The organism is Ferrimonas sp., assembly GCF_048263965.1.
GTDB lineage: Bacteria > Pseudomonadota > Gammaproteobacteria > Enterobacterales > Shewanellaceae > Ferrimonas.
Genome location: NZ_JBLXDO010000003.1, coordinates 56,243 through 82,259, shown reverse-complemented (window position 1 = coordinate 82,259; position 26,017 = coordinate 56,243). Strand labels below are relative to the sequence as shown.

Here is a 26,017-nt window from a genome sequence, read left to right as displayed (position 1 = left end):
GGATGTGGGGAGCTTTTTTACTCTGTAAAGGGCAGCGCAACACTGCCCTCTGTTGTCTATTCAGATGCGTTGATCTTCGGCGTCCAGAGAGACCGGCAGGCCATGATCATTGATGATCTGGGCATGATCCCGTCGCAGTAACCTGGGCTCTCGCACCCCACAGGAGTGGGCGATCACCCCGACTTCATGCATCAGGTTCCTGGCGTAGTGAGCCACACGTCTGGCCTTATCCTCCACCACCAGCCCCTTCTGCAATTTGGGATCATGGGTGGTGATGCCGGTGGGGCAGGAGTTCTTATTGCATTGCAAAGCCTGAATACAGCCCAAGGAGAACATGAAGCCCCGGGCAGAGTTGACGAAGTCGGCGCCGACACACAGGGCCCAGGCGACATCGGAAGGGTTCACCAGCTTGCCGGACGCCATCACCTTGATTCTTTGCCTGAGGCCATGGGCCTCGAGGGTATCGACAATATAGGGCAGGCTGCGTTTTAGCGGTAGACCCATAAAGTCCATCAGCGACTGGGGAGCGGCACCGGTGCCGCCATCGGCGGAGTCCACAGTGATGAAATCCGGGGCGCTCTCCATGCCCCTTGCCTTGATGGCTGCAATCAGGTCTTCCACCCAGCCGCTGTGACCAATCACCGCCTTGAAGCCGCAGGGCTTGCCGGTGACCTCTCGGACCCGGACAATCATATCCAGCAGGTCGTCCACATTGCGGATCTCCGGGTGGCCATTGGGACTGATGGAATCCTCACCTTCGGGGATGCCGCGGATCTTGGCGATCTCTGCGGTGACCTTGCCTCCGGGCAGTATGCCACCTTTGCCGGGTTTGGCGCCCTGGCTCATCTTGATCTCGAACATCCGCACCTGTTGGTGCCGGGCTACCTCCTTGAGTTTCTCATCGCACAGCTTGCCATCGGTATCGCGGACACCGTACTTGGCGGTGCCTATCTGAAACACGATGTCGCAGCCGCCTTCCAGGTGATAGGGGGACAGGCCCCCCTCTCCGGTATTCATCCAGATGCCGGCTTCATGGGCACCGATGGACAGCGCTCGTACCGCAGGAACGCTGAGGGCGCCGAAGCTCATGCCGGAGATGTTGAAGAAGCTGGCGGTGGTATAGGGGGTGCGAGCGACCCCTTCGCCGATGGTGACCGGGGTTGGCGGCACTGCGTCCTCTTTCAAGGTGGGAAACAGGCAGTTGAGGAAAATGATGTCACCGGGTTGATTTAGGGGGCGGGTGGAGCCGAAGGCGATGGTGCTGTCCACATTCTTGGCGGCTCGGTAGACCCAGCTGCGCTGAGCCCGGTTAAAGGGCATTTCATCCCGGTCCAGGGCGAAGAAGTACTGCCTGAAAAACTCCCCCATATGCTCGAACCAGTAGCGAAAACGGCCGATCACCGGGTAATTACGTCGAATCGCCTGCTGGGTCTGAGTGACATCCTTTACGTAGAGGTAAGCGACCACCAATATCCCCACTCCGATGACGAAAATCAGCAGTGCGGCGCTGACCTCCAGGGTGCGGGTCAGCCAGCTAACCATCATTTGTCCCGTGTTATCCATTGAATTGCCATCTGTTTGTCATGGGATCTCCATAAGGATAGTGGAGTTTCCGTCAGCGTGGGCTTACGGCTGGACAAACTTTGGCCATCCATTAAACCAAAGTTTACGTTGCCGTAAACGTCACGCATCGAGTAACCTAGGATGAATCGCATTACAAGGAGTTAACAATGATCAAGGATCTTGAGGTTGTGATTGCTGCGGCGAGCCGCACAGCCATGGGTGGTTTTCAGGGCGCCCTGAGCGGTGTCCCTGCTCCCGAGTTGGGGGCCATCGCCATTGGTGCCGCCCTGGCACAGAGTGGTGTCTCTCCCGAGCAGGTGGACGAAGTGCTGATGGGCTGTGTTCTGCCGGCTGGCCAGGGCCAGGCTCCGGCCCGCCAGGCGACTCTCAAGGCCGGCTTGCCACAGTCCTGTGGTGCCACCACAGTGAACAAGGTGTGTGGTTCCGGGATGAAAACCGTGATGCTGGCCCATGATCTGGTGCGAGCAGGCAGTGCTCAGGTGGTGGTGGCTGGCGGCATGGAGAGCATGTCACAGGCTCCCTACCTGCTGGACAAGGCCCGCGATGGCATGCGCATGGGCCACGGCAAGGTACTGGATCACATGTTCCTCGACGGGTTGGAAGACGCTTATACCGGCAAGGCGATGGGGGTGTTTGCTCAAGGTACTGCCGATGCTTATGGCCTGACCCGGGAGCGGATGGATGATTACGCGCTGGAAAGCCTCAAGCGGGCTAATGCCGCCATCGAAGCGGGTACCTTTTCGGCTGAGATCGCACCTGTGACCATCAAGACCCGCAAGGGTGAGGTGACCGTTTTCGTGGACGAGCAGCCCGGTAACGCACGTCCCGATAAGATCCCCACCCTGCGTCCCGCCTTCAGTAAGCAGGGCACCATCACCGCCGCCAACGCCAGCTCCATCTCCGACGGTGCCGCCGCCATGGTGGTGACCAGTGCCGGTTATGCCCGCGCCAACGGTCTGCCCATCCTGGCCCGTATTGCGGCGCACCACACCCATTCTCAGGCGCCGGAGGAGTTCACCATTGCCCCCATCGGTGCCATCAATGGCCTGTTGGAGCGCGCCGGTTGGCAGCGTGACGAGGTGGACCTGTATGAGATCAATGAAGCCTTTGCCATGGTGACCATGCTGGCCATCGATGAGCTGGGGCTGGATCACGCCAAGGTGAACGTCAATGGCGGTGCCTGTGCCCTAGGTCATCCCATCGGCTGCTCCGGCACCCGCCTGCTGGTGACCCTGGTGCACGCCCTCAAAGGTCGCGGCCTGAGCAAGGGGGTCGCCTCCCTGTGCATCGGCGGCGGCGAGGCCACGGCAATGGCCATCGAACTGGTTTAATTTTCGCGATAACAGACAAGGACCGGCCGTCCGACGCTGACAACTATTCCACACCAAACGCGGACGGCCCCATCAACGGGAGAAGCAACAATGACCACACAAGTGAAGCACCTGATCGGCGGTGAATACACCGATGGCTGCGGTCAGCAGCAGATTCAGGTGACCAACCCGGCCGATAACGGCCCCATTGCCCAACTGAACTGTGCTACCGAAGCGGAAGTGAACCAGGCGGTGGCCAGCGCCAAGGCGGCTCAGGAGCAGTGGCGGGAGACCCCGGTGTCCGATCGTGCCCGGTTGATGCTGCGCTATCAGCACCTGCTGAAGGAGAATCACGACCGCATCGCCAAGGTGCTGGCCCAGGAGACCGGTAAGACCTTTGCCGACGCCAAGGGGGATGTATGGCGTGGCATTGAGGTGGCGGAGCAGGCGGCCAACATTGCCAGCATGATGATGGGCGAGACCGTGGAGAACGTGGCCCGTGGTATCGACACCTACAGCTACATTCAGCCTCTGGGTGTGTGCGCTGGCATCACCCCCTTCAACTTCCCGGCGATGATCCCCCTGTGGATGTTCCCCATGGCCATCGCCTGTGGCAACGGTTTCGTACTCAAGCCCTCAGAGCAGGACCCCATGACCCCCATGCTGCTGGCCGAGCTGTTTGAAGAGGCCGGTGCACCCAAGGGGCTGCTGAACGTGGTCCATGGCGCTAAAGAGGTGGTGGACGGCATCCTCACCCACCCGGACATCAAGGCGATCTCCTTCGTGGGCTCGGTGCCTGTGGGTCAGTACATCTACAAGACCGGCACTGAGCATCTCAAGCGTGTGCAGGCTTTCGCCGGTGCCAAGAATCACATGGTGGTGATGCCCGATGCGGACAAGGACACCGTGATTAACCAGCTGGTGGGGGCGTCCGTGGGCGCCGCCGGTCAGCGCTGCATGGCGATCTCCGTGGCGGTGTTTGTGGGCGAATCCAAACAGTGGATCCCCGAACTGAAGGAGGCCCTGGCCAAGGTGCGCCCGGGCCTGTGGGACGACGAGGGGGCCGGCTATGGCCCGCTGATCAACCCTGCCGCCAAGGCTCGGGTGCTGGAGCTGATTCAGGCCGGTAAGGAGGAAGGCGCCAACTGTCTGCTGGATGGGTCCGATTTCACCGTCGAGGGCCATGAGTCCGGCAACTGGGTGGGGCCTACCTTGTTCAGCGGCGTCACTCCCCAGATGCGCATCTACAAGGAGGAGATCTTCGGTCCTGTGCTGTGCACCACAGAAGTGGACACCCTGGCCGACGCCATTGCGCTGATCAACGCCAACCCTTTCGGTAACGGCACATCCATCTTCACCAACTCCGGCGCCGCGGCGCGTAAGTATCAGCATGAGATCGAAGTGGGCCAGGTGGGGATCAATGTGCCCATCCCAGTGCCACTGCCGTTCTTCTCTTTTACTGGCTGGAAGAACAGCTTCTACGGCGACCTGCATGCCTATGGCAAGCAGGCGGTGCGTTTCTACACCGAGACCAAGACCATTACCGCCCGCTGGCCAGAGTCCGGCATCGTCGCCGGTCAGAACCTGACCATTGCGCTGAAGTAAGAGGGAGCCGATATGAACTTCAACCTGACTGAAGACCAGCAGGCCTTTATCGAGGTGGCCAAGCAGTTCGCCGAGGCGGAGCTGGCTCCCTATGCCGGGCAGTGGGACAAAGACCACCACTTCCCCAAGGATGTGATTCAGCGCGCCGGTGAACTGGGCTTCTGCAGCCTCTACACCCCGGAAGAGGCTGGGGGCATGGGGTTGTCCCGCCTGGACTCGGCGCTGATCTTCGAGGCGCTCTCCAAGGGGTGCACCGCCACCACCGCCATGATCACCATCCACAATATGGCCACCTGGATGGTGGCCTCCTGGGGCACCCAGGCCCTGAAGGATGCCTGGTGCCCTCAGTTGGTGACCGGTGAGAAACTGGCGTCCTACTGCCTGACCGAGCCTGGGGCCGGCAGTGACGCCGCCTCCCTGCGCACCAAGGCGGAACGGGACGGTGATCATTATGTGATTAATGGCTCCAAGATGTTCATCTCCGGTGCCGGCAGCACCGAGCTTTTGGTGGTGATGTGTCGCACCGGCGCCGAGGGCCCCAAGGGGATCAGCGCCATCGCCGTGCCTGCCGATGCCGAGGGGATCGTCTATGGTAAGGCGGAGGAGAAGATGGGCTGGAACGCCCAGCCCACCCGCCTGGTGACCTTCGACAATGTGCGGGTGCCGGCGGAGAACCTGCTGGGGGAGGAGGGCCAGGGCTTTACCTTCGCCATGAAGGGGCTGGATGGCGGCCGCATCAACATCGCCGCCTGCTCCCTGGGCACCGCCCAGGCGGCCCTGGAACGGGCTCAGCAGTATATGGCGGAGCGTAAGCAGTTCGGCAAGCCTCTGGCGGCCTTCCAGGGCCTGCAGTTCAAACTGGCGGACATGGCCACTGAGCTGGTGGCCGCCCGGCAGATGGTGCGCCTGGCGGCGTTCAAACTGGACAGCAACGATCCGGAAAAGACCGCCTACTGCGCCATGGCTAAGCGGTTTGCCACCGACGTGGGCTTTACCGTCTGCAATGAAGCGCTGCAGATCCACGGCGGCTATGGCTATATCCAGGAGTATCCACTGGAGCGCCATGTGCGCGATGTGCGGGTGCACCAGATCCTGGAGGGCACCAACGAGATCATGCGCCTCATCGTTGCCCGTCGTCTGCTGGATGAGAATGCTGGCCAAATCGAATAATCACGCTCACAAGGAGCCATGAAGATGGAATTTCTCAAACTGGAGCGCCGGGGCCACACCGTCCTGGTGACCATCAACAATCCGCCCGCCAACACCTGGACCCAGCAGAGCCTGGGTGAATTGCAGCAACTGGTGGGCGAGCTGAACACCGACCGCGATATCTACGCCCTGGTGCTCACCGGAGAGGGGGACAAGTTCTTCTCCGCCGGTGCCGATCTCAAATTGTTTGCCGAGGGTGACAAGGGCGTGGCCGCCGATATGGCCCGCGCCTTTGGCCGTGCCTTTGAGGCCCTGTCCGCCTTCCGCGGCGTCTCCATCGCCGCCATCAACGGCTACGCCATGGGCGGTGGTCTGGAGGTGGCGCTGGCTTGCGACATTCGCATCGCAGAATCCCAGGCGCAGATGGCCCTGCCAGAAGCCACAGTGGGACTGCTGCCCTGCGCCGGCGGAACCCAGAACCTCACCGCTCTGGTGGGTGAGGGCTGGGCCAAGCGGATGATCCTCTGCGGCGAACGCATCAAGGCGGATCGCGCCCTCTCCATCGGCCTGGTGGAGGAGGTGGTGGATACGGGGTGTGCCCTGGACACGGCCCTGACTCTGGCGGAGAAGGTGGGCAAGCAGAGCCCGGTGGCGGTCTCTGCCTGCAAGACCCTGGTGCAAAGTGGGCGCAGCATGCCCCGCAGCCAGGCTCTGGTGATGGAGCGGGAGCTGTTCCTGGACCTGTTTGACAGCGAAGATCAGGCCGAAGGGGTGAACGCCTTCCTTGAGAAGCGTGCCCCCGAGTGGAAGAACTGCTGATGAGTGAGCTGGTTCGAATCCAGGAGCATCAGGGCGCCGGCGGCGCCCTGATTGGCCACCTGACCCTAAACAGTGAGCGCTCACTCAACGCCCTCTCCCTGGAGATGGTGGATCGCCTCTACGCGACCCTGCTCGACTGGCAGCAGCGGGAGGAGATCAAGTGCGTCATCCTCGATGGCGCCGGGGACAAGGCGTTTTGTGCCGGCGGGGATATCCGCGCCATGTACGACGCCTGCGTGGCCCACCCGGGTCAGCGGGTGCCCGAGGTGGAAGCCTTTTTTACCCGGGAGTATCGTCTCGACCATCTGATCCATGTTTATGACAAGCCTATCCTTCTCTGGGGAGGCGGCATCGTCATGGGCGGCGGTCTGGGCCTGATGGCCGGTGCCAGCCACCGCATCGTCACCGAGAGTTCCCGCATCGCCATGCCGGAGATCACCATCGGCCTCTATCCTGACGTGGGCGGCACCTGGTTTCTCAACCGGATGCCCGGTCACTGCGGCCGTTTCCTGGGGCTGACCGGTTACCAGATGAATGGCCTGGACGCCCGTTATGTGGGGCTGGCGGACTTTGCCGTGGCGGACTTCCGCCGTAAGCAACTGCTCACTGACCTGTGTCACCTGGAGTGGCACAACCACGATGCCAAGGCACTGATCGATGACCTGCTCGGCGGCTATCAGCAGCAGGATGAAGCTGCCTTGCCGGCCAGCGTGTTATCGGCGCGCCAGAAAGATATCGATGATCTGATGGCCGGTGATCAGCTGCAGAGTGTGGTGGAGCGGCTGAGCGGCTTTGAGAGTGACGAAAAGTGGCTCGACAGGGCGGTAAAAACCTTTGCCACAGGCAGTCCCATCACCATGCATCTGATTTGGCACCAGCTGACTCAGGGGGCGGATATGACCCTGGAGCAGGTGTTTGAGCATGAGCTGGTATTGTCGGTGCGCTGCGCCGAGATGGGCGACTTTGTCGAAGGGGTACGAGCCCTGCTGATTGACAAGGATCGCCAGCCCAGCTGGCGCTTTACCAGCGCTGCCGAGGTACCGGCGGCCCACATTGACGCCATGGTGACGCCCCCCTGGGGCGAGCACCCATTGAGCAACTGGAACAAGGAGTAGTTATGGCTACCATCGCCTTTATCGGACTGGGCAACATGGGCGGCCCCATGGCCCTCAACCTGGTTAAAGCGGGCCACACGGTCCGGGTGTTCGACTTGAATCACGATGCGGTGCACGCCATCGCCGAGCAGGGCGCCATCCCCTGTAACTCAAGCTGCGGTGCCGCTGCCGGTGCCGAGGTGGTGATCACCATGCTGCCTGCCGGCAAGCATGTGCGTGGCCTCTATCTGGGTGAGGACGGCCTGATTCAGACCGTTTCTCAGGACACCCTGCTGATTGACAGCTCCACCATCGATGCCGAGAGTGCCCGGGTGGTGGCCGAGGCGGCTGCCAAGCGGGGCATCGAGTTTGTGGATGCCCCGGTTTCCGGCGGCACCGCGGGTGCCGCAGCGGGCACCCTGACCTTCATCTGCGGGGGCAGCGAAGCCGGCTTTGGCCGGGCCCGCCCTATCCTGGAGAACATGGGCGCCAACATCTTCCACGCCGGCGCCGCCGGTGCCGGCCAGGTGGCCAAGATCTGCAACAACATGCTGCTGGCGGTGCTGATGGCCGGCACCAGTGAGGCGCTGCAGCTGGGCATTCACAACGGCCTGGACCCCAAGGTGCTGTCGGAGATCATCAAGGTGAGCTCCGGAGGTAACTGGACCCTGGAGAAGTACAATCCCTGCCCGGATGTGATGGCCAATGTGCCCTCCAGCAACGGCTACCAGGGCGGCTTTATGGTGGATCTCATGTGCAAGGATCTCGGCCTGGCGATGCAGACCGCCACCGACAGTCACAGTTCTACTCCCATGGGGTCTCTGGCCACCAGTTTGTTCCGCCTGCACGCCGCCAAGGGCAATGGCGGTCGGGATTTCTCCAGCATCTTTGAACAGTTTGAACATCAACAAGGGAAGTAACAGATGGAACTCAAAGACAAGGTAGTGGTGATCACCGGCGGTGCCCGTGGGCTGGGTCTGGCCATGGCCGAACGCCTTGGCAGCCAGGGGGCCAAGCTGGTGCTGCTGGATATCCAGGCCCAGATCCTGGACCAGACCTGCCAGGAGTTGGCCGCCAAGGGGATGGACGCCAAGGGCTATCAGGTGAACATCACCGATGAAGCCCAGGTGGAGCAGACCTTTGCCGCCATCAAAGCTGATTTTGGTGCCCTGGATGTGCTGGTCAACAATGCGGGCATTTTGATGGACGGCATGCTGATCAAGGCCCGCGACGGTCAGGTGTCCGCCAAGATGAGTCTGGAACAGTTCCAGCGGGTGATTGACGTGAACCTCACCGGTACCTTCCTCTGTGGCCGTGAGGCGGCGGCAGTGATGGTGGAGACCGGCAGTCGCGGGGTGATCATCAATATCTCCTCCCTGGCCAAGGCGGGCAACATCGGCCAGACCAACTATTCCGCCTCCAAGGCGGCGGTGGCCACCATGGCCGTGGGCTGGTCTCGGGAGCTGTCCCGTTACGGCATCCGCACCGGTGTGGTGGCGCCTGGAGTGATCAAGACCGAGATGACCGACGCCATGAAACCGGAAGCGCTGCAGCGCCTGGTGGACATGGTGCCTGTCCGGCGCCTGGGGCTGGCAGAGGAGGTGGCTCATGCGGTGGAGTTTATTGTGGCCAATGATTACTTCTCCGGGCGCTGCATCGAGGTGGATGGCGGCATTCGTCTCTGATCTTTGCTGTTCCGAGTTCAAGCGCCAAAGTGAGATCTTTGGCGCTTTTCTTTATCTATCAGAAAGATAACCCCAGAGTTTATGGGTTGTAATTCAGCCTGAAGTTTCTAGACTGCTCCTGTTTCTCTGCTGCGAAGAGGGGTCTATGGAACAACTTTTTTCCTATATCAGTGCCATCGAAGGGGGCGCCAGCCCGGTGCGCCTGGTGGATACTATTGACCGCTTGGTTGATCATAGCGATGAGCTGGCCGAGGTCAGGGTCAAGGAGAGCCTGTACCGGTTCAGTAATGGTGTGGAGCTCCTGTATCGCCGCGAACAGGAGCAGCAGGAATCTGCTGATCAACTCTGTGCCGAGTGCTGGATCAGTTATCGAGTGCTCAACAACAGAGGTTTCGCCATCAGCCCCAATCAGAAGAGCTTCTCCAATCCCTGCCAGCAGCAGTTTTGGTTGAAGATGCAGGCGGCGCAGAGCCTGGGGGTGTCATCAGAATGACAGGCTGAGGCCGATGTTGGCCTGGCCCTGCCACCAGAGATCGGTCTTTACCCGCCACACGCACCCCTCATCCTGACAGATCAGGCTGCCGCTGGAGTCGGTAAAGGTGGCCATTCCCCGCAGTTCGGCAAACAGGGCCAGGGTCGGCGTCAATCGGTACTCCAGGCCGGTCCCGATACCCAGTGAGAAGCGGGTGTCGTTGGAGCCGGATTTGGGACGAAACTGGGTCAGACCCAGGCTGCCGGTGACATAGGGACTGAAGTCGTTCAGGGGATAGTAGCGGCTGCCGCCCAGGTGCAGATAATCCACCTCAAGCTGGTCATCGGTTCCCTGGCCGGGCACCAACTGGCTGAACCGGGTGGACTGGTGGCTGTACAGCAGGAACAGGGTGCCGGTGTCATCCACTTGAGTGCCCAGCATGATGCCGCCATGGCCGGCTTCATCGATGCCCAGATCGAATTCGTCGGCGTTGTCACTGCGGCTGAGTTCGATGTCGCTGGTACCAAAGCTGTAGCCGGCAAAGGGGGCGATAAAGTAATCGGCGTGCGCTGGCGTCGAGGTTAGTACCAGCAGGGTGATAAGTGATGGCTTGTTCAAGGGAGTTCTCCTGTTCCTTCAGGGACTTTTTTACTCTAGACCAAACTCTCTCCCTAAAACACTTCAGTTTTTCAATCCGGTTTAAATGGGGAATCGAGTCAGGTTCGTGATCCTGACTTTTCTTTTGGCTGTTGATCAAAGAACTCATTGAGGCAATCGAGTCGCGGGTGTATTCATGGGGCTTGTTGTTCGGGCAGTAGCAATTTCGGACGACAGAGACTGACATCAACAAGAAAAGGAAATGGATATGAAGCACCTTGTCGCTGCAGTGTTGTTGAGTTGCCCACTCTGGGTACAGGCGGCAGAGCCAAGCCATCAGTTTGAAGTACAAGGGGAGTTTGCCAGAATTCAGGAGCTTCGCGGAGAGTCTCCGGACGAGGAGCTGGCCTTTCAGGGGTACATTGGCTACGAATACCTGTTGAATGAGAACTTTGCCCTGGGCATCGACTATCTTGCCGGAGATGGCATGGACGTCGAACTGCTGGTGGGCATCGATGATGGCAGTTTTAACTATTCGGCCTGGGAACTGACGGCGCGGGGCACCGCCTGGGTGAGTCAGCGCAACTCCCTCTATGCCACCCTCAGGGCGATTCAGTATGATTACGATGTAGAAACCTCTGAAGGGCGCAGGCTGTGGGACGACAGCGGCTTGGGTGGGGGCATGACCCTGGGTTGGCGCTACCAGTTTGACATGGGGCTGGGCCTCGGGGTCAGCGCCAGTTACAGAAAACTTGGCAGTGACACCGAGCTGGTCAGCTTCGGTTACAACCTCAGCTACCGCTTCTGATGACAAGGAGGAGTGCCTCTCTGTGGTAGGCTTAGAGCACTCCTTCATTTTGTATCCCAGGTTCTATGAGACACCTGCTGACCTCCTCTTTCTGTCTGGCCTTGTGCGCCTGCAGTGCTGCCCCTTCCTCACCCAGTTTCTCCTGTGACGCCGCCGGGCTCTCCGGCATAGAGACACTGATTTGTCAGACACCAGAGCTGGCACAGCTGGATACTCAGCTGGACCGGGCGTATGCCGCTGCAGTGGCTGAGTCAAAGGAGTCTGACATTTTGCCGGCGTATCAACGGGGTTGGATAAAGGGGCGCAATCAGTGCTGGAAAAGCGGCGATCCTCAAGGCTGTGTCAGGGAGAGTTACCGCACCCGAATCAGTGAGCTGCAAGCCCAGTATCAATTGCTGCCTGTTTCAGCCAGTGCGGACTTTCTCTGTGGTGGGGGAAGTGAGTCCCTGTCTGTCTCTTTTTATCCCAGCCTGATTCCTACGGCCCAGGTGCGCTTTCGCCAGCAGAGCAGCCTGATGTTCCAGCAGCCGGCTGCCAGTGGCAGTCGTTATCAGGGGCAGAACGAGAGCTACTGGGAACATCACGGCGAGGCAAGCCTGGTGTGGGGCTATGGCGTCGAGCCACTGACTTGCGTTCAGGCCCAACCTTAAGCCTGTCTTGGTCTTTTTGAGACCAGATCTGTGACCCTGACGCCAGCCCAGGGTATTGATTTTGTGTATATTGCCATCTCAAACATAGATGCACGTGCGACTTTGCCTGTGCAGACTCCGGCTGCGTAAGTTTCAGGGCTTCGCTTAGAGATCGGATAATTTTCCCTTTTGACAAGGACGCATCATGAAACAGCTTATCGCCGCTGGCCTGTTGGGCCTGGCGTTGCCACTGACCCTGCCGGCCATGGCCGCAGACCCACAACCGCAGAGCGAAGCCGAATCCCAGCCCCAGCAGCAGGTGCTGTCTGAGGAGGAGCAGTACTGGGCCTGGGCCAAAGAGACCTGGGAGTCTCTGGACAAACGCACCGGGGAGATCAAGCTGGATGGGGCGCCCGCCACTCTGGAAGTGGGCGACGAGTTCTACTTCCTGGGCCCTGAAGATGCGCAGACGGTGTTGGTGGATGTGTGGGGCAACCCGCCAGGCCAGAAGCCCCTGGGTATGTTGTTTCCTGCTGGGGTGACCCCGTTTGACGCCGAGTCCTGGGCGGTGACCATCGAGTATGAGGCCGATGGTTATGTGTCCGACGAGGACGCCTCCAAGATCGACTACAGTGAGCTGCTGTCCCAGATGAAGCGTGACACCAAGGAGGAGAGCGACTATCGGGTCAAGGAGGGCTACGACCCGATTGAGCTGGTGGGCTGGGCCTCAGAGCCCTATTACGACCAGCAGACCCATAAGCTGCACTGGGCCAAGGAGATCCGATTTGGCGAGGCGGAGCAGAATATCCTCAACTACAACATTCGCGCCCTGGGCCGTCAGGGGGTGTTGGTGCTCAACTACATCGCTGATATGAGTCAGAAATCAGAAATCGATGCCAATCTGGATGCGGTGATGGCCATGACCAAGTTTGATCCGGGCAACACCTATGATGAGTTTAATCCGGACATTGACGAGGTCGCGGCCTACGGTGTTGGTGCGCTGATTACCGGCAAGGTGCTGGCCAAAACCGGCTTTCTGACGGTGTTGATGCTGTTTCTGAAAAAGGGCTGGATCTTCATTCTTGCAGGTCTCGGGGCTCTGGGGAAAAAGCTGTTTGGCAGAAACAAGCAGGCGTGATCAGCCGGTAAGTTCACTACCACCTGGCGGTAATTAAAAAAGGGGCCTTGGGGCCCCTTTGTTCTTTACCTTACTTTGGCTTAGTCGTAGTGCTTCAGTTTCTCTGCCAGCAGGTCCACAAAGCCTTCACGATTGAGACCGGTGACCACTGTGGCGTTGGCGGGTTTGCCGCTGAGCTGATAGTAATCCACCACGGTCATCCCTTGGGTGTATTCCCCCCGGGTCTCGATACCGACCCAGCAATCCCGGCTCTCAAACAGCTCGGGGGCCACCAGCCAGGCGATGGTGCAGGGATCATGCAGTGGCGCGCCGGTAAAGCCCCACTTGGGATCCCTGTGGTAGATCATAAAGAAGTCCAGCAGTTCGGCGACCACCTGGGCGATGGGGTTGTCGATGGCGCGTATGCGCTCGATGTCCTCGTCCATGATCTGTGCCTGGTGAGTGACTTCAAGGCCACACATGGTGATGGGGATGCCGGATTTGAACACCATGTCTGCAGCTTCAGGGTCCACATAGATATTGAACTCTGCCGCCGGCGTCCAGTTACCCAGGGTGGCGGCGCCGCCCATCAGCACGATGCGGTCGATCTTGGCGTGCAGCTCAGGGTGACCGGCCAACAACAGGGCGACGTTGGTCAGGGGGCCGGTGGGCACCAGGGTCACCGGTTTATCGCTGGCGGCGATCTTTGCCGCCATCAGCTCGACGGCGTTGATGGCCAGAGGTTCGAAGCCAGGATCTGGCAGCTTGGGCCCGTCCAGGCCGGACTCTCCATGAACGTTGTCGGCGATGATCAGCTCCCGTGAGAGGGGTTTCTGGGCACCACCGGCGACGGGAATCTCTTTACGGTCCAGCAGGGTCAGCAGGCGCAGGGCGTTATTGAGGGTTTTATCCGGGGTTTGGTTGCCTGCACTGGTGGTCACTGCCAAGGGTTCCAGTTCGGCACAGGCCAGGGCAAGGATCAGGGCGATGGCGTCGTCATGGCCGGGATCGCAGTCGAGAATAAAGGGTCTGCCCATGGGGTCTCCTGAGGTTGGGCCGCACAGCGGCTGCATGGTCGAAGGAGACACGCTATCACGGGGATGGCGCAGGAACCATGATAGTGTCGGTGAACACCACTACTGACGGGTGAATCACGTTTGCCCTAAACGCAGTGCGCCGCAGACAGGCTGCGGCGCACTCGGAGGTCAAGCCGGGATTAACCGCCCAGATCGTCCACCGCCACCTTGTAGGTAGGGTCTTCTATGACGTTCACTTCAACCAGGTTACCGGCCTTCTGCAGCAGGGTACGGCACTCGTTGGAGAGATGTCTCAGGTGCAGGTGCTTACCCAGCTTCATGTAGCGCTCGGCCAGGGTGTCGATCGCCTCCAGGGCGGAGTGGTCACAGACCCGGGAGCCACCAAAGTCGACGATCACCTCATCCGGGTCATCATTGGCGTCAAACTGCTCGAGGAAGCTGGTGGTGGAGGCGAAAAACAGCGGGCCATTCACCAGGTAGATCTTGCGACCGAAGTTGTCCTCTTTGCTGTTGATGACCATGTGGGTGGCGTGATCCCAGGCAAATCGCAGGGCGGCGACAATCACACCCACCAGAACGGCAATGGCCAGGTCCGTCGCCACGGTGACCGCAGACACCAGCACAATCACAAAGGCGTCGGAGCGCGGCACCTTGCGCATGATGCGGAAACTGGACCACTCGAAGGTACCCAGTACCACGATAAACATCACACCCACCAGGGCGGCGAGGGGGATCATCTCAATCAGGTCACTGGCGAACAGGATAAAGGCCAGCAGGGCCACGGCGGCGGTAAAGCCGGAGAGGCGGGTGCGGCCGCCGGAGTTGATGTTGATCATACTCTGGCCAATCATGGCGCAGCCACCCATGCCACCGAAGAAACCGGTGACCACGTTGGCCACGCCCTGGCCGACACATTCCCGGTTGCCCTGGCCGCGAGTCTGGGTCAGTTCGTCCACCAGAGTCAGGGTCAGCAGAGATTCAATCAGGCCGATGGCCGCCAGAATCAGGGCGTAGGGCAGGATGATGATCAGGGTATCCAGGTTGAAGGGCACCATGGGGATGCCAAATTCTGGCAGGCTGCCGGAGAGACTGGCCTGGGGATCGCCAGTCATGTTGCGCACGAAGTCCACCACGGTGCCGGTCTCGATGCCGGTCAGATGAACCAGTGCGGTCACGCTCACAATGGCCACCAGAGAGGAGGGCACGGCGGTGGTCAGCTTGGGCAGGAAGCGGATGATCGCCATGGTGAGCACAATCAGGCCGAGCATGATATAGAGCTGCTCTCCGCGCATCCACACCATGTCTCCGGCGGCGTCGGCCACCTTAAACTGACCCAGCTGGGCCAGGAAGATCACAATAGCCAGGCCGTTGACGAAGCCCAGCATTACCGGGTGGGGAACCAGACGAATGAACTTACCCAGCTTCAGGGCGCCGGCACCGATCTGAATCAGACCCATCAGCACCACGGTGGCGAACAGGTACTGGACACCGTGCTGGGCCACCAGGCTGACCATGACCACCGCCAGTGCACCGGTAGCACCGGAGATCATGCCAGGGCGACCACCGATGATGGAGGTGATCAGGCCAACCATAAAGGCGGCGTAGAGGCCAACCATGGGCTCAACACCAGCCACGAAGGCGAAGGCGACGGCCTCAGGAACCAGGGCCAGGGCCACGGTCAGGCCAGAGAGAATGTCCGCCTTGGCCGAGGCATCCGGGTTGCTTCTTAGCTCAAACATCGATTGGTACTACCCCCAGGTGATCTATTGCACATTAAAAAGCCGCGAAGTCTGACAGCTCGAGGGAGGATAGTCAAAGAAAATTGCGTTTTTGTTGCCTTTGCGGGGTAACGCGGTCAATACGCCCGGATATCACTGTTTTTAACCTTTAGGCCTGAGCTACAGGCGTATTTCTGGTGTCTGGAAACAAATTATCTAAGGCATATCGGGCGGTTATCCCCAGGTTAATTCTTGGATTAGAAGGGGTCATGCGAAGCATCTGCTGTTTTTCAGGGTGTGACTGGATTTTGGCGATGGTCGGTAATTTGGCGTTGGTGGTTGATTTTTAAGTCGATTGCGCACATTTTAAGGGAAGTTCATGGAGGAATGATTAGGTGATCACCAAGCTGAATCCCCTGATAAGGAAATTCTATCTCACCGGGCTTAATGAGGAACTGTGGCAACTGTGGCTTAAGGAACTGGCCGAACTGCTGGCTTGTTCGTCCATGGCTCTGGCCGTGGTAGAACAGGAATCAGAGTTACCCCTGTTGCTGTGCAGCCATGGTGCCCTGCCGTCTGCGGCCCGTTCCAATCTCAGTGCCTTTATTCACACGGTGGATGAGGGGCTTGCCTGTGCCGAACGCCAAGACCGGGGAGGGTGGTTTTATGACCCGTCGACGCCCTATGGCCTGTGGTTATGGGCCGATGATACGCTGTGGCACGCCCCCGAACTTGCGCTGCTCTGGCCTCACCTGTGTCAATGGAGCAAGGTGCTTTATGGTCATGGTCGCGAGCGCCAATATCTGCTGATGCCTACCGACACTGCCGCACTGATCTGTTCTCCCGAAGGGCAGGTCCGTTTCTGCAACCCGGACGCTGAGCGCCTACTCGGCGATGTGGACACTCTTCCAGAGTCGCTGGCTTTACTGTTCCGAAGGGTGATGGCCGGGGGAGACAGTCATTGGGTCACCAGTCAGTTGAGCGGCATGGAACTTCAGGTTCTGGTGCACCCTCCCCGGGATGAGGAGGTGCTGGTGCTGATGCGTCCGATGAAACAGGGGCGCGCCTTCTCTGCAGAGTACGTTATGGCGCTCTATCACCTGTCCCGAAAGGAAGCCCTGGTAGCGGTGGAACTGGCTCAGGGGCATCTGCCTCAACAGATTGCCCAGAGGCTGTATGTGGGGGAGAGTACCGTCAGAACCCACATTCGTAAGATTCTCCTGAAAAGTGGCAGTCGCAGCCTGAACCAACTGATGGTGAAGATGCATGGTGGCCTCAATGGCCTTGAGTGGAGCGGACTGCACCGTCGAAGGGAGTTGCTGGATGCCCAGGCTTAGTGATCAGAACCTCAATGAGCTGATCGTAACGCTCTACCAGGGGGTCATTCATGGTGGTCACTGGGATTACTGGCTGGAGCAGTTGCTGGAGGGCAGTGGTTCCAATGCCGGATGGGTGACTCTGGTCGACCGCCAGAGCCTGCGGGCCGACAGCCTGGCCGACTTGGGGTTTGAAGGGATTCTTGATTACAACGCCTATTTCCATGAAAAGGATATTCTGGCCGAAGCCCTGATGGAGTCCGACTCTCTCAAAGAGGGCCACTTCTATTGCTCCCAGGAGGCCGTGGACTACGGCACCTACCTCAAATCGGAGATTTACAACGATTTTAACCGCCACTATGGAATTGCTCATATCTGTGGGGGGTACGCCTCTCTGCCGGGCAGCGATAAGGTGTTCAGGCTCTCCTTCTTCCGGGACAGAGACCAGGCCCTGTTTGCCCCTGAGCATGTTCGGCGGCTGGATCTGCTGATGCCTCACCTGACCCAGAGCCTGCAGATGGATGAACTGAGTCGCTACCACAGGCTGCCCTCCCGATCGCCGTTCCGACATCTGGACGAAATTGGGGTGGGGGCTCTGGTGTGTGACAGTCAGGGGCGGGTGCATTATCTCAATGGCGAGGCGGAAACCCTGCTGCTGGAGAGCGGGCTGGCCCGGCTCTCCTCAGGGCAGTTGCAACTCAAGGGGGAGCAGGGTCAGAAAAAGCTGCTGGAGGCATTGAGACAGGCTTGTGGCATACTGGATATTCGCAGCATTCCCAAGGTTGCCCCGATTCGCATCGGCGAGGAGCCTCAGGGGGTTGAGTTGCTGGTCAGGCCCTGGTGCGCCGCCTCTCACAGTTTTGAGGACGCCAGTCTCAAAGCCCTGGTGCTGCTTCGAAACTCCGATCGGCTTCACCATCTGAACCTCAATTTGTTGCAGCGTCAATTGGGGCTGTCGGGGCGTGAGGTGGAGGTTGCCCAGTTGGTGGCCAGGGGGCTGGATGCCCGCTCCATTGCCCACGAGTGTTTTGTGGCCGAGACCACGGTGCGAACCCATATCCAGGCTCTGCTGCGTAAGTTTGGTGTGCGCAGTCAGCAGCAGTTGATCGCAAGATTGCACGATCCCCTGCTGACTCTTCCCTGAATCCTCAGCTCAGCCTCGCCCGAACCCGTTTAATCCTCATTATGGTGCTCTGGTGGGTAAGTCGTTATTCTAATTCTAAAGTCATGGCTCCAAACTGGAACTGCTTATGTCGGATGTGAAGATTGGTGTTGCCCTGGGCAGCGGTGCTGCTAAGGGATGGGCTCATATTGGAGTATTGCGCGGATTGGCCCGCATCGGCATCCTGCCCACCCATGTGGCCGGGTGCTCCATCGGTGCCTTCGTTGGCGCCGCCTATGCCGCGGGCAAACTGGACGAACTGGAACAGTGGGTGCGGGGGTTTTCCAGTTGGGATGTGATGGGGCTGCTGGACATCACCTGGCGCCGGGGCGGACTGGTGTCCGGGGAGAAGGTGTTTCAAGCGGCCAGTGAGGCGATGGGGATCAGCGAGATCACCGAACTGGAGAAGCCCTTTATCGCCGTGGCCACGGATCTCTATTCCGGTCAGGAGGTGTGGCTGGATAAGGGCTCCTTGTCCGACATCGTCCGGGCCAGTTGCTCCATTCCAGGATTAATGGAACCCAAACGCATCGGTGAGCGCTGGCTGGTGGATGGTGCTGTGGTCAATCCGGTGCCGGTGTCGGCTTGTCGTTCCTTGGGGGCGGATCTGGTGATTGCGGTGGACCTGCACGGAGATGGGCGCCATGGCTCATCGGAACCGATTCGGATGACCGAGGTGGCCCATGTGCCCGACGAGGAGGCCCCGGAAAAAGAAAGTGGATTTATGGACTTGCTCGCCAGTGGCAAGGAGCTGGTTAATGATCTGGCCGACCGCTTTACCTCAACCACCATTCAACAACCCAACATGCTGGCGGTGATGCACCAGTCCATGGAGATTTTGGAGCAGCGGCATAAGCGAGCCCGGCTGATGGGGGATCCTCCGGAGGCACTGATTCTGCCCAGGGTCGGCGACATCAACACCATGGAGTTTCAGCGGGCCGGCGAAGCGATAGCTGCCGGGGAGGAGGCGGTACTGAGGGTGCGTCACCTCATCGAGGCGGAGCTGGATCGCTTTGCTCGCCAGAGCTGACAAAAAAGAGGACCATCTGGTCCTCTTTTTTATTGGGGCTGTGCTCAGCGTCCGCTCTTCAGCATCTCTTGAAGGCCACCGCCGTTGTGCACGCTTTTGAACCCCTGATTCTGTAAAACTTCCTGGGCAATGCCGGAGCGGCGGCCACTGCGGCAGTAAACCACTATGGACTGATCTTTGGCCAGACCCAACAGGGTGATCTCTTTACCAATCACATCGTAGGGGATGTTGATTGCCCCCTTCAGGCGTCCTTCGGCGTATTCGCCCGGGCTGCGTACGTCGATGATGACGGCTTCGTTCTGGCGAATCTGCTGCCAGGCTTGGTGGGCGCGCTCACTGGCGACGGTCAGGGTGCTGCTCAGCAGCAACAATACGGCAATCAGGGGTCTGAGCATCTTTCCTATTCTCTGGTGGCTAACTCTCTTTCTGTCGGCATCCCCAGCTTCTTCATCACCATGGTGGCCGGGCACAGCCCGGTGAAGGAGGATTGGATTAGGTTAACACCGATGAAAACGGTGAACCAGAAGAAGAGCGGGTGGACCCAGTGGGTCAGGGCGACGGATACCAGCACCATGGTACCGGCAAAAGTCATGGTGGCGCGCTCGGTGGAAAATCGACTCATGGAAAGCTCCTTGTCTTAGTAGTAATAGCGCAGCCTTACCCAGGCGTTGCTGTTGTCATCCAACTGGCCAAAGAAGGTGTGTTGCTCCTGGCCATTCATCAGATTCAGGCCGCCGCTCAGCAGCCATTGATCGTTGGGGCGGTAGCTCACCTGGGGTTTCAGGTAGAAATCCCGGTCCGTGGGTGAGTAGAAGCTGAACAGGCTCAGAGTCAGCTTCTCCTGCATCCCCCGGTAGGTGAGTCTCAGGGTGAATAACTGGCGATTCTGGTCGGCGCCATATTCGGGATTGGGCAGGGAGGTCAGGTAATCCTGGTAGTCGCGGATATGCTCCAGATAGTACTGCACTGAGCCTGTGAGGTTGGTGACCAGTTCGGTTTCATAGCCCAGTAGGGCAAGCACTTTGTCCTGAGGGGCAGACAGGGTGATATTGTCTGCATCCGGGCTCAGATGGTAGGCGGTTTCGGCGTTGAGCAACCCACCCATGGCTGGCAGGCGCACACTGGCGCCATAGGCGTTGAGGCGGGCGTGTTGCGGCTTGCCCTGAGCATCCGCGCCCAAGGGCTGGCCGGTGTAGCCCCAATAACCGTAGAGAGCATATTCGGTTCCCTGATGAGTCCAGTAGAGCCGGGCCGAGGCGGCATCGTCGCTGGGCTCATCGGCACGCTTGTCGGGGGCGACTTTCTGACCACTGATGGGGTCAAAGTAGGAAAAGCGCTCCCCGTTAAGGTAGTTGTCTGCCTCGAACCTGGGCATATACACCAGATCCAGGTTGACGATTTGGCCATACCAACTGCCCTTGATGGCGTTGACCGGTGCCTTGAGATACTCATCGTCCTGCCCGGAGAAGAACGCCTGCCAATCCTTGGGAAACAGGTCATTGAGAAACAGGTAGTCACCTGTCCCCCAGGTGAGAACCTGCCGACCCACTTTAAGGTGGGCGTCGGTGCCGACATCTGTGCCCAGGGTCAGTTCGCGAACATCAAAAATCCACTGGTCAACGGCATCATCATAGCCCAGGTCCAGCCGCAGACTGCCCTGAAGGCGGTCACTGCGATAGCCGGTCTCCAGCCGTCCCAGGGCCTGAGACAGGGTGGGGCCATCGAGCCCCGCCGAATCGGACTGCAGGCGGGTGCCATAGCCCAGTTCCAGATAACCGGACAGCGGCTGCCAGGGGGAGGCGACCTGCTCTGCCCAGGGATCGTCCTCCCACGCCTCATCCCACTCTTCGTCGGAGGCCAGAGTCACAGGGGCGAACAGGGTAAGGCCTAAGGCCAGGCTCAGGGACTGCAACCGGATCATCGGCTTACCTTAAGTATTTGACCGGAGGCTGGCGCATGCTGCGCTCAGAGAAGATCGATTCCGGCAGCCCGAGATCATACTGAACACCACGGAACTCCATCAGGGTGTAACCACCGGAGGCTAGGTCACTGATTTTTGACCGCAGCACCGTAGGGTAGCCACCAATGGTCTCGATCTTAACCGTCTCTACCCGGCGATAGAGTTCTCCCTGCTTGTCCTGGTACTCCACTTTAGAGGGCAGCCAGTTGCCCTTGTCCACCCACACCCGGTAGCTGGAAAATTCCACCGAGTTGGCCGCCTTGGGCTTGGCTTCAATCAGATAGTGGCTGTCACTCTCCTCAACCAGGTTAAAGCTGTCCTCCTTGAGATTGCGCCCGGAGACATCTTCGTAGAAGAAGTGGCTGCCGACGAAGGAGGTGCGCTTATCTCCGGCGCTGATCCGCTTGAGCAGATCCAGTCCCGGAAGGTAGAGCCAGCGGTCATCGTCACAGTCGACCTTCTTCTCGACCCGAAATACCGTGCCACGGACATCCGACGGCCGGGAGAAGAACACCAGCATCTGTTGATCGCCTCCTTTTTCCACAGTGCGGCGCAGCAGGGAGAATTGCCGGGTCTGCTTTCTTCCCTGGGCATCGACGATGGTCATCCTGGCCTGGCTGCGGCCGTCATCACCGGCATAGAAGGAGGCCAGGTTGGCTTGTTCCACCACCTCTTCGGCGGTGATGGCCATCGCCTGCAGGCTGAGGAGTGAGGTGGCAATCAGGGTAAACAGGGTTCTCATGGCGTTTCTCCTCATTGTTGGGTGGCCAAAGACGGGGTGCGCTTAAGCAGGGGCGCCAGCAACCACAGGCTGGCAGGCAACAGCAGCAGTGTGGTCAAGGCGGAGATCGCCATGATGCTGGCCAGCAGCACTCCGACGGTGATGTAGGGAACCAGGGGCGCCAGCAGCAGGGGGGTAAAACCGATGGCGATAACGATGGCGTTTCGGCTGATGGCCCTGGCTGGCTCCTGGAACATGGCGGTCAGGGCCCGGCGCACGTCGCCCTCCAGTTTGAGCTGCTCGCGGAATCGTTCCAGGAAGTGGATGGCAAAATCCACCGACAGTCCCAGGGTCAGTGCAGAGAGCACCGCAATGGGCATGTCGTAGTCTTTGCCCAACCACCCGATAAGGCCATAGATGAAACTGATGGTCAGGGTCAGGGGTAACATCGCCAGCAGCCCATAGAGTGGGGATCGGAACAGCAGCACCATCATCCCCAGTACGATGACAAAGGCCCAAAGCAGGCTGTCCCGCATGCCGCTGACCATGGCGTCCTGCCACACCACGTTGATGTAGGCTTTGCCGGCCCAGTTGAGATCGATTCCCTTGGGCACAGGGTGCTGAGCCAGATAACCATCGACGGCATCGATCACCTGGCTCATGTGCTGGTTATCCCCTGAAGTCAGTTGCAGCCACAACAGTCCTTTGCGGTAGTCCGGGGTAACGAAGTGCCACAGGTCGTTGGGGCGGTGACTGGACTGATACTGAAGCAGAGTCTGAGCGACGCCGGCGGCGCTGTCCGGCAGGGCCAGGTCCCTGTCCTCGCCACTGCGCAGCTCCCGGTTGACCGTTTTGACGATGTCGGGCAGTCCGTTGCTTTTTCCCACCAGACCGGTGCTGTCCAGGTAGGCTTGCAGATTGGCCATCCAGCCAAGCAGAGTGGGATCCAGGAAGCGCCGCTGGGCTTCGGCCTGCTGTTCCAGGCTGGCTAGCAGGGGGTCGATGCGTGGGTCACCGGTGTCAAAGCTGGCATCCTCCAGGGCCAGAAGCAACTCAGAGAGGGCTTCGGCACTGCCCTGTTTGGCCTTGATGGCCAACGCCCGCTGGGGCTCTCCCAGGATATCGGTGAGCTGCTGCAGCTGCGCCTGAGAGATGGCATCAGAGGGTTGGGCGCTGAGCACCAGGTAGGCGTCATAGGTGCCGGCAAAATGATGGTTCAGTGCCCGATCGGCCACGCGGATCTCATGGTCCTGCTTGAACCAGCGAACCGGGTTGTCGTTGATCTGAATCTTGCTGATTCCCCACAGGCTCAGGGCCAGCACTGCCAGGCTAATAGCGACGATGGGCTTGGCCAGGGTGACACTGCGCTGACCTGTGCGCTCCAGCAGACGACTGAGCAGGCCCGGGCCTTTGGGAGCGTGCAGCTTCTGCTGCATCTTTTCCAGGGCTTGTGGAGACATGCGTACTATGTAGGCGGGCAACAGGGTGATGGTCAGCAGAAAGGCCAACAGGATGCCGCTGCCCACAAAGGCGCCGAAGATCTGCACTGGCGGAATCGGGGTGATCATCAGAGAGAAGAAGCCCACGGCTGAGGTTACCGAGGTGAACAGCATGGGGGTAAACAGGTCGCGCACCACCTTCTCGGTCACCTTACGAGCCTGCTTTCCTGGCTGATAGTGATCGGCGAATTCGCTCATGATATGAATGGAGTCCACCACGGCAATGGGCATCAGGAAGATGGCGATCATGGAGGACATGATGTGCACGGTGAAGCCCATTCCGATGAGGCTGCCGACGATGATGATCACCGTGGCCATGGCCACCAACATGGGGGCGACAACCAGGGGCATTGAACGGAAGAAATAGAGCATCATCAGGAAGATCATTACGCCGGCCAGGGGAGCGGAAACGCCCATCTGGACGAACATCTCGTGGCCAAACTGATTCTCTGCCACGGGCAGGCCGGTGATGTGGTAGTCGGCGTCGGGCTGCACCTGCTGGATGATGGCGCGTATCTGTTCGGCAACCTCGAAGCTTTGGTCTTTGTCCTTCAGCGGAACGTAGATGGCGGCGGCCTGTTTGTCCCCGGACACCAGAGTGTTGTTCAGCAGGGGGAGGCGGGCGACCGCTTCGGCGATGGCATCGGCGCCGGCCTGAACGTCTGGAGCGGCCTGCATCATATACTCAAAACGTATGGTGCCAGGTCCCTCCTGGGTGATGTTATCTACGGTGGAGAGTGCCATCAGGTCGGCTTTGACGACGCCGTCGATGGCCAAGGTGGCATCGGTGATCCGTTTCATCTGCGCCAGTGAAGAGGGAGTGAAGATGCCTTCGGGGCCATCGGCGACCGCGCCGACCACTATGCTGTCGTAGAGGGCAAATTCAGCTTTGGTGGCATTGTGGAACACTCGGGCCACATCTTGCTCGGGCAACATGTTCTCAGGATCGGTATCGATCTGGATCATCGGAATCATGGCCGCTGCGGCCAGGGTCAGCGCCAGCACCAGGGCATAAACCCGCTTGGGGTAGCCGGTGGCAAACTGGATCAGCCTCTCTTTCATATTAGAACTCCCTAATTCAATGTGCACACTATAAATTAGAAAAGTCTAATATTCAACTTGTGAGCACACTCTTTACATTAAAGGCGACGCAGTGGAAAGAAAGTGAACATAAAAAAGCCGCGACATTATGTCGCGGCTTTTCGGAGAGAGGGCTATCAGAAGCGGTAGTTGTACTGGGCACCCACCAGGAAGGCGTTACCTTCGGAGTTCAGCACATAGCCATCCTCTTCAACGCGAACCTCTTTGCCATCGATGAAGGTAAAGGCCAGGTCGATGTCGGAGCTGTCGGACAGCTGGTAGTTGGCGCCGAAGCTGTACCACATGCGGTCAGAGTCGGGGATGGAAACGGTACGGTGAGTCTCTGGGATGGGAGTCTCGTCGTAGGCGATACCGGCACGCAGGGTGACCACGTCGCTCATCAGGTAGGTCATACCCAGGCCAAAGCGCCAGGCATTTTCAAAGTTCTCTTCCTTCAGCAGCAGAGTCTGACCATCGGAGATCTGACAGGCTGGGTTGCCGTTGGCACACAGAGGGCCTTCCAGGGTGGCATCACCATCGGCTACGCCGCGCAGCTCTTCAAACACGCTCCAGCCGGTCCACATCACTGTGGTGTGCAGGATCACCTTGTCGCTGACCTTGTGGTAGCCGGAGAACTCCAGGATGTCTGGCAGGTCCAGATCCAGGGTGCCGTCAACCTTGCTGCTGCCCATGCCCACTAAGGAGTCGGTGGCGATGCCGGCGGCCAGGTCATTGGTGTAGTGGCCTTCCAGCTCGATGGTGGTCTTGGACTTGTAGGTCAGGGCGATGCGGTGATCGTCATTCAGTTCGTAGAGCACACCGACATTGAAGCCAAAGCCCCAGCCGTCACCGGCCATCTTGCCGGAGATGCTGCTGGGTTCCAGATCCGGAGCCAAGCCGGCGGCAGGGCCCAGGTTGGCGTCGACCATACCGTTGATCAGGGGCGCGGTTTCGCCAAAGTGACGAATCAGCTCGGCGTCACCGTAGACGGCGTTCAGACCCAGGCCCAGGCTCAGCTGGTCGTTAACACGGTAGGAAACGCTGGTGTTCAGGTTCATGGTGAGCAGGTCGGTGCTGCCGGCGATGGTGCCCGCAGGGTAGTTCTCACCGAAGTCGGTGCCCAGGCCAAAGTTGGAGTAACCGGCAAAGCCGATGGCGACCTTTTCGTTCAGTGGCATGATCAGGTAGGCAGCGGGAACGAAAGCCTGAGGGGCGGCGCCATCAATGTTGAGGGCGCTTGGGTCTGAGCCCAGGGGGCTGGAGACACCACGCATGTCTACACCTGGATCGATGTAGGTGCCGGCCAGAGAGAGGGCGGTCTGGTCAAACAGAGCCATGGCGGCAGGGTTGCGGGCGAGCACGGCTGCATCGTCAGCGGCAGCGCCTTCACCGGCAAATGCGCGGCCGAGTCCGGAAACGGAGGTTTCGTTCAGCAGGAATCCGGCAGCGGAGGAGCCGGCACTGACGGCCATCAGAGCCGTGGCGATAAGGGTCTTATTGAAGGTTTTCATAACTCTCTCTGGATATGGGGTCTTGTTATCGGCCTTGTTGGCCATTTTTTCATCATTATTCCCGACGATAGAAGCATGTTCGCCTCAAATGCCGGTTGTGTCGTCCGGGGCCAT

Annotated in this window: 24 protein-coding genes; 14 read left to right on the top strand and 10 right to left on the bottom strand. The window is 59.5% G+C overall.

Annotation, left to right across the window (positions count from 1 at the left end):
• Positions 1-60: 60 nt before the first annotated feature.
• Positions 61-1,542: an FMN-binding glutamate synthase family protein gene (locus ACN0RV_RS04595; protein ID WP_417345998.1), complete on the bottom strand. Its 1,482-nt coding sequence runs from the start codon at positions 1,540-1,542 to the stop codon at positions 61-63.
• A 188-nt stretch (positions 1,543-1,730) separates the two neighbouring features.
• Here ACN0RV_RS04595 and ACN0RV_RS04590 point away from each other — a divergent pair, with 188 nt between their 5' ends.
• The 8 genes from ACN0RV_RS04590 (at position 1,731) to ACN0RV_RS04555 (ending at position 9,739) form a co-directional block, all read left to right on the top strand.
• Positions 1,731-2,915 (top strand): thiolase family protein, encoded by a 1,185-nt coding sequence (locus ACN0RV_RS04590; RefSeq protein WP_417345996.1) that lies wholly within the window; start codon positions 1,731-1,733, stop codon positions 2,913-2,915.
• 90 nt (positions 2,916-3,005) lie between these two features.
• Entirely contained in the window at positions 3,006-4,499 is a 1,494-nt protein-coding gene (locus tag ACN0RV_RS04585; RefSeq protein WP_417345995.1) for a CoA-acylating methylmalonate-semialdehyde dehydrogenase, read from the top strand.
• Positions 4,500-4,511: 12 nt separating this feature from the next.
• Positions 4,512-5,669 carry an acyl-CoA dehydrogenase family protein gene (locus ACN0RV_RS04580; RefSeq protein ID WP_417345993.1) on the top strand — a complete coding sequence of 386 codons (1,158 nt, stop codon included), beginning with the start codon at positions 4,512-4,514 and terminating at the stop codon, positions 5,667-5,669.
• A 24-nt stretch (positions 5,670-5,693) separates the two neighbouring features.
• Positions 5,694-6,467, top strand: a complete 774-nt coding sequence (locus tag ACN0RV_RS04575; protein WP_417345991.1) for an enoyl-CoA hydratase — start codon at positions 5,694-5,696, stop codon at positions 6,465-6,467.
• Positions 6,467-7,582, top strand: coding sequence for an enoyl-CoA hydratase/isomerase family protein (locus ACN0RV_RS04570; RefSeq protein ID WP_417345989.1), 1,116 nt, complete (start codon positions 6,467-6,469; stop codon positions 7,580-7,582). The genes ACN0RV_RS04575 and ACN0RV_RS04570 overlap by 1 nt, the downstream gene beginning before the upstream one ends.
• Before the next feature lie 2 nt (positions 7,583-7,584).
• Complete coding sequence (gene mmsB / locus ACN0RV_RS04565; protein ID WP_417345987.1) at positions 7,585-8,481, top strand: 3-hydroxyisobutyrate dehydrogenase; 897 nt, start codon at positions 7,585-7,587, stop codon at positions 8,479-8,481.
• A 3-nt stretch (positions 8,482-8,484) separates the two neighbouring features.
• Complete coding sequence (locus ACN0RV_RS04560) at positions 8,485-9,246, top strand: SDR family oxidoreductase (protein ID WP_417345985.1); 762 nt, start codon at positions 8,485-8,487, stop codon at positions 9,244-9,246.
• Between the two features lie 145 nt (positions 9,247-9,391).
• Positions 9,392-9,739 carry a hypothetical protein gene (locus ACN0RV_RS04555; protein ID WP_417345983.1) on the top strand — a complete coding sequence of 116 codons (348 nt, stop codon included), beginning with the start codon at positions 9,392-9,394 and terminating at the stop codon, positions 9,737-9,739.
• On the opposite strand, the gene ACN0RV_RS04550 is transcribed toward ACN0RV_RS04555, so the two are convergent.
• Complete coding sequence (locus ACN0RV_RS04550; RefSeq protein WP_417345981.1) at positions 9,731-10,336, bottom strand: outer membrane protein; 606 nt, start codon at positions 10,334-10,336, stop codon at positions 9,731-9,733. The genes ACN0RV_RS04555 and ACN0RV_RS04550 overlap by 9 nt on opposite strands.
• 247 nt (positions 10,337-10,583) lie before the next feature.
• On the opposite strand from ACN0RV_RS04550, the gene ACN0RV_RS04545 reads away from it, so the two are divergent.
• The 3 genes from ACN0RV_RS04545 to ACN0RV_RS04535 all read left to right on the top strand — a co-directional run bounded on the left by ACN0RV_RS04545 (position 10,584) and on the right by ACN0RV_RS04535 (position 12,890).
• The gene (locus ACN0RV_RS04545; protein ID WP_417345980.1) at positions 10,584-11,123 is read left to right on the top strand and encodes an outer membrane beta-barrel protein; all 540 of its coding nucleotides are present in this window, start codon (positions 10,584-10,586) and stop codon (positions 11,121-11,123) included.
• Positions 11,124-11,188: 65 nt separating this feature from the next.
• Complete coding sequence (locus ACN0RV_RS04540; RefSeq protein ID WP_417345978.1) at positions 11,189-11,773, top strand: MliC family protein; 585 nt, start codon at positions 11,189-11,191, stop codon at positions 11,771-11,773.
• A gap of 184 nt (positions 11,774-11,957) precedes the next feature.
• Positions 11,958-12,890: a DUF2167 domain-containing protein gene (locus ACN0RV_RS04535; RefSeq protein WP_417345976.1), complete on the top strand. Its 933-nt coding sequence runs from the start codon at positions 11,958-11,960 to the stop codon at positions 12,888-12,890.
• 80 nt (positions 12,891-12,970) lie between these two features.
• On the opposite strand, the gene rihA is transcribed toward ACN0RV_RS04535, so the two are convergent.
• Together rihA and ACN0RV_RS04525 are read right to left on the bottom strand one after the other, a co-directional pair.
• Positions 12,971-13,906, bottom strand: coding sequence for a pyrimidine-specific ribonucleoside hydrolase RihA (rihA, locus tag ACN0RV_RS04530; RefSeq protein ID WP_417345974.1), 936 nt, complete (start codon positions 13,904-13,906; stop codon positions 12,971-12,973).
• Between the two features lie 179 nt (positions 13,907-14,085).
• Positions 14,086-15,645 carry a SulP family inorganic anion transporter gene (locus ACN0RV_RS04525; protein ID WP_417345972.1) on the bottom strand — a complete coding sequence of 520 codons (1,560 nt, stop codon included), beginning with the start codon at positions 15,643-15,645 and terminating at the stop codon, positions 14,086-14,088.
• 374 nt (positions 15,646-16,019) lie between these two features.
• On the opposite strand from ACN0RV_RS04525, the gene ACN0RV_RS04520 reads away from it, so the two are divergent.
• From ACN0RV_RS04520 to rssA, 3 genes are all read left to right on the top strand, one after another.
• Positions 16,020-16,961: a helix-turn-helix transcriptional regulator gene (locus ACN0RV_RS04520; RefSeq protein ID WP_417345970.1), complete on the top strand. Its 942-nt coding sequence runs from the start codon at positions 16,020-16,022 to the stop codon at positions 16,959-16,961.
• A complete protein-coding gene (locus tag ACN0RV_RS04515; protein ID WP_417345968.1) occupies positions 16,948-18,084 on the top strand; it encodes a helix-turn-helix transcriptional regulator in 1,137 nt (378 codons plus the stop codon). The genes ACN0RV_RS04520 and ACN0RV_RS04515 overlap by 14 nt, the downstream gene beginning before the upstream one ends.
• Positions 18,085-18,190: 106 nt before the next feature.
• Positions 18,191-19,132 carry a patatin-like phospholipase RssA gene (rssA, locus tag ACN0RV_RS04510; RefSeq protein WP_417345966.1) on the top strand — a complete coding sequence of 314 codons (942 nt, stop codon included), beginning with the start codon at positions 18,191-18,193 and terminating at the stop codon, positions 19,130-19,132.
• Positions 19,133-19,176: 44 nt separating this feature from the next.
• Here the strand turns inward: rssA and ACN0RV_RS04505 are convergent, their stop codons facing one another.
• The 6 genes from ACN0RV_RS04505 to ACN0RV_RS04480 all read right to left on the bottom strand — a co-directional run bounded on the left by ACN0RV_RS04505 (position 19,177) and on the right by ACN0RV_RS04480 (position 25,903).
• On the bottom strand, positions 19,177-19,527 hold the full coding sequence (locus tag ACN0RV_RS04505; protein WP_417345964.1) for a rhodanese-like domain-containing protein: 351 nt from the start codon (positions 19,525-19,527) through the stop codon (positions 19,177-19,179).
• Between the two features lie 5 nt (positions 19,528-19,532).
• Complete coding sequence (locus tag ACN0RV_RS04500; RefSeq protein ID WP_417345962.1) at positions 19,533-19,754, bottom strand: DUF2892 domain-containing protein; 222 nt, start codon at positions 19,752-19,754, stop codon at positions 19,533-19,535.
• A gap of 15 nt (positions 19,755-19,769) precedes the next feature.
• Complete coding sequence (locus ACN0RV_RS04495) at positions 19,770-21,053, bottom strand: hypothetical protein (RefSeq protein WP_417345960.1); 1,284 nt, start codon at positions 21,051-21,053, stop codon at positions 19,770-19,772.
• 4 nt (positions 21,054-21,057) lie between these two features.
• The gene (locus ACN0RV_RS04490; protein ID WP_417345958.1) at positions 21,058-21,834 is read right to left on the bottom strand and encodes an outer membrane lipoprotein-sorting protein; all 777 of its coding nucleotides are present in this window, start codon (positions 21,832-21,834) and stop codon (positions 21,058-21,060) included.
• Between the two features lie 11 nt (positions 21,835-21,845).
• On the bottom strand, positions 21,846-24,374 hold the full coding sequence (locus tag ACN0RV_RS04485) for an efflux RND transporter permease subunit (RefSeq protein ID WP_417345957.1): 2,529 nt from the start codon (positions 24,372-24,374) through the stop codon (positions 21,846-21,848).
• A 155-nt stretch (positions 24,375-24,529) separates the two neighbouring features.
• The gene (locus ACN0RV_RS04480) at positions 24,530-25,903 is read right to left on the bottom strand and encodes an outer membrane protein transport protein (RefSeq protein ID WP_417345955.1); all 1,374 of its coding nucleotides are present in this window, start codon (positions 25,901-25,903) and stop codon (positions 24,530-24,532) included.
• Positions 25,904-26,017: the final 114 nt, after the last annotated feature.

Excerpts from the sequence above, each read along its gene's own strand:
- ACN0RV_RS04545 (WP_417345980.1), top strand. The coding sequence starts at position 10,584 with ATGAAGCACCTTGTCGCTGCAGTGTTGTTGAGTTGCCCACTCTGGGTA.
- ACN0RV_RS04495 (WP_417345960.1), bottom strand. The coding sequence starts at position 21,053 with ATGATCCGGTTGCAGTCCCTGAGCCTGGCCTTAGGCCTTACCCTGTTC.
- mmsB (WP_417345987.1), top strand. The coding sequence starts at position 7,585 with ATGGCTACCATCGCCTTTATCGGACTGGGCAACATGGGCGGCCCCATG.
- ACN0RV_RS04490 (WP_417345958.1), bottom strand. The coding sequence starts at position 21,834 with ATGAGAACCCTGTTTACCCTGATTGCCACCTCACTCCTCAGCCTGCAG.
- ACN0RV_RS04580 (WP_417345993.1), top strand. The coding sequence starts at position 4,512 with ATGAACTTCAACCTGACTGAAGACCAGCAGGCCTTTATCGAGGTGGCC.
- ACN0RV_RS04485 (WP_417345957.1), bottom strand. The coding sequence starts at position 24,374 with ATGAAAGAGAGGCTGATCCAGTTTGCCACCGGCTACCCCAAGCGGGTT.
- ACN0RV_RS04590 (WP_417345996.1), top strand. The coding sequence starts at position 1,731 with ATGATCAAGGATCTTGAGGTTGTGATTGCTGCGGCGAGCCGCACAGCC.
- ACN0RV_RS04535 (WP_417345976.1), top strand. The coding sequence starts at position 11,958 with ATGAAACAGCTTATCGCCGCTGGCCTGTTGGGCCTGGCGTTGCCACTG.
- ACN0RV_RS04595 (WP_417345998.1), bottom strand. The coding sequence starts at position 1,542 with ATGGTTAGCTGGCTGACCCGCACCCTGGAGGTCAGCGCCGCACTGCTG.
- ACN0RV_RS04575 (WP_417345991.1), top strand. The coding sequence starts at position 5,694 with ATGGAATTTCTCAAACTGGAGCGCCGGGGCCACACCGTCCTGGTGACC.
- rssA (WP_417345966.1), top strand. The coding sequence starts at position 18,191 with ATGTCGGATGTGAAGATTGGTGTTGCCCTGGGCAGCGGTGCTGCTAAG.
- ACN0RV_RS04570 (WP_417345989.1), top strand. The coding sequence starts at position 6,467 with ATGAGTGAGCTGGTTCGAATCCAGGAGCATCAGGGCGCCGGCGGCGCC.
- ACN0RV_RS04515 (WP_417345968.1), top strand. The coding sequence starts at position 16,948 with ATGCCCAGGCTTAGTGATCAGAACCTCAATGAGCTGATCGTAACGCTC.
- ACN0RV_RS04555 (WP_417345983.1), top strand. The coding sequence starts at position 9,392 with ATGGAACAACTTTTTTCCTATATCAGTGCCATCGAAGGGGGCGCCAGC.
- ACN0RV_RS04585 (WP_417345995.1), top strand. The coding sequence starts at position 3,006 with ATGACCACACAAGTGAAGCACCTGATCGGCGGTGAATACACCGATGGC.
- ACN0RV_RS04505 (WP_417345964.1), bottom strand. The coding sequence starts at position 19,527 with ATGCTCAGACCCCTGATTGCCGTATTGTTGCTGCTGAGCAGCACCCTG.
- ACN0RV_RS04500 (WP_417345962.1), bottom strand. The coding sequence starts at position 19,754 with ATGAGTCGATTTTCCACCGAGCGCGCCACCATGACTTTTGCCGGTACC.
- ACN0RV_RS04525 (WP_417345972.1), bottom strand. The coding sequence starts at position 15,645 with ATGTTTGAGCTAAGAAGCAACCCGGATGCCTCGGCCAAGGCGGACATT.
- ACN0RV_RS04560 (WP_417345985.1), top strand. The coding sequence starts at position 8,485 with ATGGAACTCAAAGACAAGGTAGTGGTGATCACCGGCGGTGCCCGTGGG.
- ACN0RV_RS04480 (WP_417345955.1), bottom strand. The coding sequence starts at position 25,903 with ATGAAAACCTTCAATAAGACCCTTATCGCCACGGCTCTGATGGCCGTC.
- ACN0RV_RS04540 (WP_417345978.1), top strand. The coding sequence starts at position 11,189 with ATGAGACACCTGCTGACCTCCTCTTTCTGTCTGGCCTTGTGCGCCTGC.
- rihA (WP_417345974.1), bottom strand. The coding sequence starts at position 13,906 with ATGGGCAGACCCTTTATTCTCGACTGCGATCCCGGCCATGACGACGCC.